4 protein-coding genes are annotated in these 11664 nt (G+C 65.8%); 3 read left to right on the forward strand and 1 reads right to left on the reverse strand.

Annotation, left to right across the window (positions count from 1 at the left end; genetic code table 11):
- Positions 1 to 129: 129 nt before the first annotated feature.
- A complete protein-coding gene (locus OHB44_RS09870; RefSeq protein WP_330440485.1) occupies positions 130 to 1107 on the reverse strand; it encodes a DUF6745 domain-containing protein in 978 nt (325 codons plus the stop codon).
- Between the two features lie 1352 nt (positions 1108 to 2459).
- Here OHB44_RS09870 and OHB44_RS09875 point away from each other — a divergent pair.
- From OHB44_RS09875 to OHB44_RS09885, 3 genes are all read left to right on the forward strand, one after another.
- Positions 2460 to 4958 (forward strand): LamG-like jellyroll fold domain-containing protein, encoded by a 2499-nt coding sequence (locus OHB44_RS09875; protein WP_330440486.1) that lies wholly within the window; start codon positions 2460 to 2462, stop codon positions 4956 to 4958.
- 152 nt (positions 4959 to 5110) lie between these two features.
- Positions 5111 to 11359, forward strand: a complete 6249-nt coding sequence (locus OHB44_RS09880; RefSeq protein WP_330440487.1) for an RHS repeat-associated core domain-containing protein — start codon at positions 5111 to 5113, stop codon at positions 11357 to 11359.
- A gap of 13 nt (positions 11360 to 11372) precedes the next feature.
- Complete coding sequence (locus tag OHB44_RS09885) at positions 11373 to 11567, forward strand: hypothetical protein (protein WP_330440488.1); 195 nt, start codon at positions 11373 to 11375, stop codon at positions 11565 to 11567.
- The last annotated feature ends 97 nt before the right edge of the window (positions 11568 to 11664 follow it).

The following is an 11664-nucleotide window of genomic DNA, read 5'->3' on the forward strand; positions in this document are numbered from 1 at the left end:
TGGGACGTGGCGTCGTCCCCGCAGAGGTACTTCAGCAGTGGTGGTCCAGCCGATCAATGCCTGATCGCATTAGCTGTGGACAACTCAGGTGCCTGTGGATATCCAGCTGATCAATGCGGGCTTCTGGGATCATGCGCCGCTCGTTGACGACCCCGAGCGAGGCGGGTCGATGAGAACGCCGTCATGGGCCCACACGTGGTGACCGTCGGACCATTGAATAGCTGGCCCGTCGTCGGCATGGAGACGGTCCTGCTCGTCGAGTGTGAGCAGGGTGGGTCGCTCGCTCATGACCACGGTTTCCGGGAAGGGCCACCAGGGTCCGCTAGTGAGCGCGACGTCGCGGCAGCCCTGCCAGGCGGCGCCGGGGTCCGTATCGAAAACTCTGCGGTAGGTGTCGATGGCCGCCAGGACCATGACGTCAGGGTAGAAGCACCAGGCCGGGTCGAAGAATCGGTCGTTGAGCCCGGGTGTGCTGTAGCGGACGACGGCACGCGCCTCATCGTTCTGGTCGACGAGCCCGTGCTCGTCGGACCAGTACCAGGCCGGTTGGAGCGTGTAATCGGCGCTGATCGCGCGGTCGATCGCCGACCACGCTGGGCTCAGGACGTGCCGGTAGGTCTGATGCACGGCGTGAAGCACGGGCCGCAGCGCCGATCGCTCGGACGGCAGGACCGGCGGGCACCGGTAGGGGCGCTCCATCAGGTCGTAGCGTTCGTCCATGCCGTCGTAGCGTTGCTCGCCGTAGAACCCTTTGCGTTCGAAGTAGGAGTGGAACTCGCCGAAGGCGCTGAACCGCTCAGTATCGCTGGCCCGATCGATGAGTGGGGCGCGGGCTGCGGACAACGCCTGGTTCAACACCGCGCGACGCACGGCATTGACGAGTGGAGCCTGCCCTTCTTCGAGGAAACTCCTGACGAGCTTGAGAGCGGCCCAGGGAGACGGGCACCAGATGAAGTCTGTGGGCTCGGGCCTGCCTGCGGTGCGGTAGGCAGCGCGGGCTGCGGCTTCGGCTTTGTTGTGGTCGGCGGGTTCGGTTGTCAGGACTGTGCGGGTCCATGTGCGGGCGATGCCGTCGGTGGGGTGGGCGGGTGGGTTCGAGGGGTTCACGGTTCCATCCAATACGTGTTGGTGTCGTTGGCAAGAGGCACGGGCTGGACGTGGGTGACAAATGCGCGGGGCCGCCACGGGCGGGCAAGAGACGACACCTGCTGGGGCGTTGTCCGCTGTTCCGCTCACGGGTGGTCGAACGCTGTGGTGGCGTCCGGCTTGTGTCAAGGGACGCGCCGAGTGCTCCCTGGCTTCGACGGCGCTTGTCGTAACCCCTACGTCGTCCGTCACGTGCCCGAGCCGAATAGCCGGACGATCCTTGGCTTCCACGCGCCAGTTCCCAAAGGGGATGACTGGTGTCGACCCGGCTGCGGTTAACGGTATTCGTCCTTCAGGGAAACTGCATCTTGCGTTTGCATTGACAATGGGTATCCCAGCTCGACTGGCGATTCTGGGCTGCTGATAGCAGCTCCTACGGCGGCGTAGCTAATTGTGATTGGCCCGCCCGCCTGCTGCCCGAATGACCGCTTTGTGGAATCAATTTGTAACCGCGCTTTACATGGGATTCCCAAGATCTCTACCGTCGCCTCGGTTCAAGTTGATGATCACGGGGGCTGTTGATGGGTGCTTTGGTCGGTGCGCGCGTCGCGTCGAGCGCTAGGGGCGTCTCGCGACGTCGAACAGCAGCGTTGGCGCTGCTGGTCGTGGCTGCGGCAGGGCTGGTCGTTCCGTCGGGCGCCGATGCCGCCGAGGCGGTAACGCCGGCCGCCCGGTCGCAGGCATCCGGGCCGCTCGAGGCCGCGGATGAGGCGTCGGCGATGTTGCTGGCGCACAAGCTGCGCAAGCCGGTCCTGGTGACGGGCATGACCACCCAGACGTCCATGCAGTGGGCGCAGCCCGACGGCACCTTCCGCGCGGAGATGCACTCGGCACCCGAGCGGGTGCAAGCCCCGTCGGGCGAGTGGGTGCCGGTGGACCTGACGCTGGAACGGAAGAGCGACGGTTCGGTCGGGTCCAAGGCGGGCCCGTTCGGCCTGTGGCTGTCCGGTCCCCGGTCGGCAGACTCCGATGCCCTCGTGACGATCGGAGAGGGCGCGAAGCGGACCGCCCTGGGGTGGCTCGGCACCCTGCCCGAGCCGACGCTCAACGGCGCGACCGCGACGTACCCCAACGTGAAGCCGGATGTCGACCTGGTCGTTCAGGCGCGGCCAACCGGCGTCAGCTACTCCTTCGTCGTCAAGACGCCGCAGGCCGCGACGCAGCTGACCACGGTGGCCATGCCCTGGTCACCCGGCTCGGCCCTGCGAGCCGGCGCCCGGACGGGCACGGCGGACGAGCCGGTGACGGTGTCGCAGGGGGAGATGTGGGACTCCCGGGTCTCGCCCGGCGGTGAGCCGTTGCACCGGGCCAACGTGGACGTCGCCGACAAGGTCGTCGACGGTCGCACCAGCCTGGTCCTCAGCACCGACCAGGCGTTCTACCAGGACCCCCACCTGCAATTCCCCATCACGATCGACCCCACGATCAACCTGAACCCCTCGTTCGACACCTACGTGCAGAACACGATCGCCAACACCGACAAGTCCGGTGACGACGAGCTGCGCCTGGGCTACAGCGACGACGCCGATGAGGGCTGCGCCTCCGGCTGCCTGGCCCGCTCCTTCCTCGCCTTCTACGGACTCAGCGCCTACGCGGGCGCCACGGTGGTGTCCGCCGAGCTGTCCCTGTGGAACTACTACTCCTGGCAGTGCGCCGCGGCCGAGTGGCAGACCTGGCGAGTCGACTCGGTCGGAACTGCGGTGCGGTGGGGCAGCCAGCCGGTATGGCGTGAAATCGACGGCAGATCCACCGGCACGAAGGGTTACAACTCCGGCTGCGCCGGCGGTCGGGTGTCCGCGTCGGTGAAGAACACGTTCCAGATCAGCCTCAACGGCGGTTACAACACCGCCAACGTCGGACTGCGGGCGTCCAGCGAGTCAAGCCATACCGGGTGGAAGAAGTTCAAGTCGTTCGACGCGCCGTCGGCCAGGCCCTACGTCACGTTGATCTTCAACCGTAAACCAAACGTGCCCACAGCGCTCGCGGTCGACTCGTGCTACTCGGCCTGCCAGTCCCCAGCGGTGGTGCGCTCCGGTCGCCCTACCCTTTCGGCGGTGGTGTCGGATCCCGACGGGGGCACGCTGCGCACGGAGTACGAGGTCTACGACAACGCGAAGACCACGCTCAAGGCGAAGTCCGGTACGTCAGTCACCGGCGTAACCTCCGGAACCGCCCGAGCGTGGATGGTTGTTCCCGTCTCGGGTAGCAGTTTGCCCGATGGCACCTACCACTACCGGGTGCACGGCTGTGACAGCTACCTGTGTGGCGATTACTCGGGGTGGTTCACCTTCACCGTGAACACACAGGATCCGTCGCTGCCGACGGTGACTGGCACTCCGTACGCCGAGCAGAAAACCGGCACGTGGAACGGCGGCCCGGGCACGCCAGGGACGTTCACCTTCGCCCCGAACGGCGGCACCGATGTTCAGGAATACCTCTACAGCCTGAACAACACCGACACGGTCACCGTCCCGGCAGGTGCACCGCAGAGTGAAATGCTCACCGCCAACGAACAGCAGGTTTCGACCGACCTGACTGGTTTCGTGGGACTCAACGCGACCATTGCCCGCGACACGACCCGCGGGCACAACAGCGGCCAATCGCTGAAGGTCTCACCGTTGGCCTCCGGAGGCACCCCGATCGGCGCTGAGGGCGCGACCTTCGCTGCGGTAGGCGGCGACTACGGCGGCATGCGACTGGGCATGAAGCCCGGCAAGCGCTACACGATCACCGGCTGGATCTACGTTCCCGCAGCCACCGGCCTCAACGTCACTGGCAGCTCAGGAAGCCTGGACGGGCTGCGGCTCGTCGCCGTCTACAAGGTGGGCTCTCTCTACGTGGAGGTCCGCTCGGCCAAGGCGTCCATCACCGACGGCTGGCAGCAACTCTCCCTCACGATGTCGCTGCCCGCAGGCGCCACCGAAGCCTTCGTCCGCATGTTCAACGGACACCCCGTGGGCCAAACCGCCAAGGCCGTCTACTGGGACGACCTGTCCGTCAAAGAGGTAACCGGTACCAGCACCACCGCCACGATCGTTCCCAGCCGCGACGGCGTCAACGTCCTGTCCGTGCAATCTCGCAACTCCGCCGGAGCCACCTCCGACCCACGGGTGTATCAGTTCCTGGTCACACCCAGCAGCGATACGTGGGCGTGGACCTTCGACCAAGACACGGGAAGCACCTCCGCCTCTATCCCCGCGACGTTCCCGGCCGCCCACACCGCAAGCGGAGTGACGCCACTCGTACCCGGCAGGGTGGGGGACCGAGCCGTCACCCTTGACGGCACGGGTGATCTGACCACCGCATCTCCGGTTCTCAACACCAACCATGCCGCCGGCTTCACCGTCGCCGCTTGGGTCCATCTCACCGACCTGACCAGGCCGCACACCGCGATCGCTCAACTCGGGACGGGCGCCGCTATGTTCCGTCTCGGCTACCGCAACGACGTCGACGTCGACGGCGACTCCGCAGCGGACCAGGCATGGTGCTTTACCCTCACCCGCTCAGACTCACCAACAGCCGACCAAGCCAGGGCCTGTACCCGTGATCGAGTAGATACCGACGAGTGGGTGAGCCTGGTCGGGGTCTTCGACAAGCCCACCGCGACGATGCGGCTGTTCGTCAACGGCACTCCGATGATTGACGGAACCGAAGTCAGCGCTAGCTACACCAACGCCTGGTCCGCGACGAGCGCGCTCACGATCGGTCGCACCATCGGCAACGCCGAGCGGTGGGTGGGCGACCTCGATCATGTCTATGCGGCCCAGCGCGCCTGGACGGCCAGCGACATCGACGGGTTCGCGCTGCAGTGACCGCCGAATCCCGCCGACCCCACGCCGCTTCCGCCGGAAGGACTTCCGTGACGCCTCCCCCCGCCACCGCCTCCGCATTTCGTCGGCGCCGTATCGCACGGTCCCGTGTCGCCGCGGTACTCACCGTCATCGTGGCTGCAACGCTTGCCCAGGTGCCCGGCACCCCCGCATCCGCCTCGACCTGGAAGCCACCCACGGCCAAAGACGTCGCCGGTGTGGCCGTCAAGCCACTGCAACACCAGGTGCGCCCGTCCTGGACGGCAACGTCACGTGAGGCACGGCCTGCGGCATCGGTGAGCTGGCCGGCCGCAGGGTCTGCCGTCGTCGACCTGACCGCCGCTACGAGCCGATCCGCCGACGCACGCCAAGCCGGCAACCTTCCGATCCGGGTCAAGACCGCCGCGCCGCCCGCCCGACAAGCCGCAGACTCGACCGGACTCGATGGCGCTCCCGTGACACGGGTAGCGGTGGAAATCGCCGACCGTGCCGCCACCGCACGAGCTGGAGTGTCAGGGCTCCTGGTCAGAGTGGCACGCGAAGACGGACAGAAACGACCCGGCGCCGTCGACGTGCAAATCGACTACAGCACGTTCGCCGGCACGCACGGCGGCGACTGGGCATCACGACTGCAGATCATCACCCTCGACGGCAAAAGACTGGCAAGTGTCAACGACTCCCGATCGCAGCGGGTATCGGCGACAGTCCCCCTAACCGCAAGCGGAGCCGCGACGTCCGTGGCCCTGGCCGCGGGTCCGTCAGGAAACAACGGCGACTACACCGCCACCAGCCTTTCCCCGGCCGCGACATGGCAGGTATCCGCGCAAACCGGCGCGTTCTCCTGGTCCTACCCCGTCAGCGGTCCCCCCGCAGTAGGCGGCCCCCAACCTGAACTGGGCCTGTCCTACTCCTCCGGCGCGGTCGACGGTATGTCCGCCGGCACGAACACCCAGGGATCCTGGATCGGCGACGGCTGGGACATGTGGCCCGGCTTCGTCGAGCGAAAGTTCACTCCCTGCGCCGACGACAAAGACGCGATCCGCGGCAACAGCCCCAACAACGCCAGCGTCTACGGCGGTGACCAGTGTTGGTACAAGCCCGAGGGCAACGCCACCATCTCCCTCAATGGCCAAGCGACCGAGCTGGTCAAGGCGGCCGGTAAGACCTGGAAGGGCAAGGCGGACGACGGATCCAAGATCGAGCTGCTCACGGACAGCAGCCTGAACAACGGCGACAACGACAACGAGTACTGGAAGGTCACCAAGCCCGACGGCACCCAGTACGTCTTCGGCCGCAACCACGGCGTCGGCGGATCCACCGCCGCGACTGCCACGAACTCCACCTGGACGCTGCCCGTCTACGGCAACCACCCCGACGAGCCCGGCTACAGCGCCGGCAAATTCGCGGAATCCCGCACCACCCAGGCATGGCGGTGGAACCTCGACTACGTCGTTGACCCCCACGGCAACACCATGACCTACTTCTACCAGCGAGAAGGCGGCGCCTACGGCCGCGAAGGCGACAAGGACAAGCGGACCACCTACGACCGCGGTGGGTGGCTGAGCAGCATCGAATATGGCAGCCGCAACGATGCCCCCGCGACGACCCGCCCCGCCGCACGCCTCCTCTTCGACGGCGTCGACCGCTGCGCCACCAACTGCTGGTCCAACAACGACCCCGTCCAAGCCTCATGGCTGGACACCCCGTGGGACCAGTACTGCAAGGCCGCACCCTGCACCGAGCAGCTTTCCCCCACGTTCTGGACCTCCAAGCGGCTCTCCGCCGTCCGCGCCCAGGTCTACTCCGGCTCCGGCGACACCTACCAGGACGTCGAATCGTGGACCCTTCGGCACACCTACCTGCAGTCCGGCGAGAACGAAGGCAAGCCGATGTGGCTTGCCGGCATCACCCGCACCGGAAAGGTCACCACCGCAGGCGGCATCGCCGTGTCCGACCCGGAAATCGTCTTCGACCCGGGCACCGAAGCCCTCGCCAACCGAGTCGACGCGATCGGGGACGGCCGATCCAACCTCTTCCGCTACCGCATCAACACCATCACCACGGAATCAGGCGCGCAAATCGCCGTCAGCTACTCGCCGACCGAGTGCACCCGCTCGACGCTGCCAGCAGTCCACGCCAACACCAAGCGCTGCTACCCCCAGTACTACGGTCCCAAGGGCGAAGAGCCGACCCTCGACTGGTTCCACAAGTACCGCGTCGACCGCATCGACGTCTACGACAACACCGGTGGCTTCACCCACGAGCAGACCAACTACGACTACCTCGACGCCCCCGCCTGGCACCACGACGACTCAGAACTCACCGACGACAAGAAGCGCACCTGGGGCGAGTTCCGCGGGTACGGCAACATCCGCGTCCGGACCGGACTCGAGTCGGGCGTCCAATCCGCCACCGAGTTCCTCTACTTCCGCGGCATGGACGGGGACAAGCAACCCACCGGCAGCCGTGACGTCTGGATCACCGACTCCCAAAACGTCAAGGTCGAGGACCACGACGCCTACGCCGGCACGATCCGTGAGGAAAGCACCCTCCTTGGCTCCGGCGGGTCATGGATCTCCGGAACCATCACCACCCCAGGACGGCAAGGCCCCACCGCAACCTCCGGGCCACTGACCGCGTGGATGACCCACACCGACACCGTCCGCACCCGCACCAAGCTGGCCAACGGCACACCCCGCTGGACCAAGACCGTCACCAGCGTCAACGCGGACAACCTGCCCACCCAAGTCGACGACCTCGGCGACGAATCCACCGCTGACGACGACATCTGCACCCGCACCTGGTACGCCCGCAACGACACGCTCTGGATACTCAACCTCGCCAAGAGGACCGAGACCGTCGGCGTCAAGTGCGCCACCACGCCGGCCCTGCCCGGTGACATGCTCACCTCGGCGCGCATCACCTACGACGCCGACACCAATGACTGGGACGCCTACCTCCCCAAGTACGGCAACGTCGCCAAGACCGAAGAGATTGGCTCCTGGAACGGCACCACCCCGCAGTGGACCACGACCAGCCGGTCCAAGTACGACTCCACCGGTCGCGCCACCGAGACCACCGACGCGCTAGAACACACCTCCACCACCAGCTACACGCCAGCCGTCGGAGGCCCCGTCACCTCCATCACCAGCAAGAACCCCCTCAAGCAAGGCAGCACCACCACCTACGCCACCGCCTGGCACCTCCCGACGGCGATCGTCGACGACAACGCCATCCGCACCGACCTCAGCTACGACGGACTCGGACGCCTCACCAAGATCTGGCTCCCCGGCCGATCCAAGGACACCTACCCCAACGGTCCCAGCACCGAGTACACCTACCAGGTCCGCAACACCGCGCCGACGGCCGTCACCACCAAGACGCTGATGCCGGTCAGCACCAACACATACGCCACATCGATCACCCTGCACGACGGACTGCTGCGCGTCCGTCAAGTCCAGAAGCAGGCACCCGGCGGCGGTCGCAGCCTGACCGACACCGTCTACGACTCCCGCGGCCTGCTCGACTGGGAATCCGCCCCCTACTACGACAAGACCAACACCGCACCCAACACCACTCTCTACGGCGGAGCGGGGACCCCCGCCATTCCCGCCCTGACACAGAACATCTACGACGGCGCCGCACGGCTTACCAGCGCCATCTTCAAGGTCGGCGTCAACGAGTCCACCAACGAGAAGTGGCGCACCACCACCAGCTACAACGGTGAGAAGACCAGCGTCACCCCACCGGACGGCGGCACGGCGACCACCACCATCACCGACGCGCGGGGCAGAACCACCACCCTGCGCCAGTACAAGACACCCACCGCGGTCGGCAGCGACGACCCGAGCACCTACGACGCCACCCAGTACCGCTACACCGACCGCGGCGAAATCTCGACGCTGACCGATCCCGCCGGCAACACCTGGCGGTACCAGTACGACCAACGCGGCCGCAAAATCCAGGACGACGACCCTGACCGCGGCACCACCACCTACACCTACGACGCCGCTGGTCAGGTCACCACCACCACCGACGCGCTCAAGAAGACGCTCGCCTACACCTACGACGCCATCGGACGGAAGACGAGCCTCCGCGAAGACTCCATCACTGGCCCCAAGCGCGCCGACTGGACCTACGACACGGCCCCCTACGGCATCGGCAAACTCGCCGCCTCCACGCGCTACGAGCCGGCCGGCTCCACCAACGCTTACGTCAACCAGATCGCCGATTACGACACCGCCGGTCGACCCCTCACCACCAAGATCAGCATCCCCGCTACCGAAGGCGGCCTCTGCGCGGCCGGCACATTGACGCCCTGCACCTACAGCTACGCCAGCACCTACCGCGCCAACGGGCAAGTCGCCACCAGCGAGCAACCCGCCGCCGCAGGCCTCGCCAAGGAGAAGCTCACCTTCACCTATAACGAGGTCGGCCTTCCCTACGGCATCCTGTCCGCAAACCAGACCTACCTGTACGAAACCGGCTACAACAAGCTGGGACAACTCACCCAACAGGTAAGCGGCGCCTTCGGCAAGCGCACCTGGACCGTCAACACCATCGACGAGAACACCGGCCGCACCACCAACACCACAGCAACACCCGAGCTCAAAGCCGACGTCTTCAACCTCCAGTACAGCTACTCCGACATCGGCAACGTCAAGTCCATTAACGACACCCCAGCCGGCGGCAGCACCGACACACAGTGCTACGACTACGACTACCTCCGCCGACTCACCAACGCCTGGACCCCCACCCTCGGTGACTGCGCCCCGAGTCGGCGGAGCGTCACCAACCTCGGTGGGCCCGCCTCGTACTGGCACTCCTACACCTACCAAGCCGCGACCGACAACAGGCAAACCGAAACGCTGCACGGCACCACCAACACCACCCGCACCTACAGCTACCCAGCACAGGGCGGTGCTGCCGGCTCCCAGCCACACGCCGTTTCCACCGTCACCACCGCCGGCGCGACCTCAAAAACTGAGAGTTTCAGCTACGACCCGATCGGCAACACCGCGACGCGACCAGGCCCCAAGGGCAACCAAACCCTCACCTGGGACCGCGAAGCGAAGCGCGCCACATCCACCGACACCACCGGAAAGACCACCTACCTCTACGACGCCGACGGTAACCGTCTGATCCGGCGCGACCCCACCGGCGCCACCCTCTACCTCCCCGGCGGCACCGAGATCCGCAAGCCCACCAGCACCGCCGCCACCGGTACCCGCTACTACTCCGGCCCCACTGGCGCCATCGCCGTCCGCACGTCAGCCGGAACGCTTCACTGGATCGTTAGCGACCATCACGCAACCGCCGAAGCCACCATCAGCAACACCGACCTCACCGCCAGCCGCCGCCGAACCCTGCCCTTCGGAGGTCAACGAGGCACCACGCCCACCACATGGCCTGCCGCCATGGATAAGGGCTTTCTTGGCGGGACGGCGGACAACACCGGTCTGACACACCTCGGCGCACGCGAGTACGATTCGCAGCTCGGCAAATTCATCAGTCTCGACCCGATCCTCGATCAAGCCGATCCACAACAATGGAACGGCTACGCCTACGCGCACAACAACCCCACCACCTTTAGTGACCCAACCGGCCTGATCGATGCCGACTGCGTCACCCAGTACAGCTGCCCTGACTACCGGCCCGGCGACGAAAAAGGCAACAGCGAGAACAAGAAAAACAACCCCGGCTGCTGGCCACGCTGCTCCGGCTCCAAAAGTCTTTACCACGGCAGTGGCAGTGGGAGTGGCGGCAAAAATGATGACGGCTTCTTCGCGGGCCTCAAGCGCGCCCTCGACAATCTCGACGCCAAGACAGTGAACAACCCCGACTGGTTTCTGCAACCCGTCTATCAAGGCTGGCAGCGCGGCGAAGCCGCAGTGGAACCAGTCACCGGAGTAACCGACTACTACTACTGCACCGCCGACCTCGATGGAACCAGCTGCGCCTGGACGGCCTTCAACCTTCTCTCAGCCGCGTCCGGCGGAACTGCCGCCCGCGCAAGTGGCGGCCTGCTACTCACGGAGGACGCCGCCCGGTCGGCCGGAGTCGCAGGCGATGCCTGCAGTTCCGGCCGCTGCAATGCCGCTGACGGTCCCCGACTACGAGCTCAACTCGCAGCAGAAGAACTCGCTGGGGCGGACGGACATGCCTTTGAGAAGCATGTTGTAGAGCAGGGAGAATTCCCCGGTATCCGGACTCGCGCGGAATTCGCCGAAATGATCGAAGGTGTAATCCTCAATGGAGAGCGCCGAGTGCGGACGGGTGGTACCACTGCTTACTGGCGGAACGGGGTGATCGTGATTCGCAACCCCCGAGCGAAGGACGGTGGTACCGTGTTCGCCCCGCAAGAGGGTTATAAATACTTCACCAGGAACTTTAGGTCAGAATGAAAGGACGGTTCCGATGCATGTGGAGGACTGTGGGGAGCGGGTGGTGATCACGATGTCCAGGACAGAATTCTTTCTGGTCGGGTCCTTGATGATGGAAGCGCTCGAGACCGGCGATGACCGCGATTTTCAGACGCGTACAGGGGCAACGAAGGATGAGGTGAGGGCCCTCTTGGACAGCCTGCCGGATCTGCCACTGGGCGATGGCTGACCCCACACGTCGATCTCGAAGCCCTGCCAGGCGTGGTCCTGGCAGGGCTTCGAGGTGAGGCGTCGGCGACAATCAAAGCCGACGTCACCGGCGAACT

The organism is Micromonospora sp. NBC_00821, from assembly GCF_036347035.1.
GTDB classification, from domain to species: Bacteria; Actinomycetota; Actinomycetes; order Mycobacteriales; family Micromonosporaceae; genus Micromonospora; species Micromonospora hortensis.

What these genes read in the sequence shown, in the direction of transcription:
- OHB44_RS09885 (WP_330440488.1), top strand. Translation starts at nt 11,373, where the DNA reads ATGCATGTGGAGGACTGTGGGGAGCGGGTGGTGATCACGATGTCCAGG.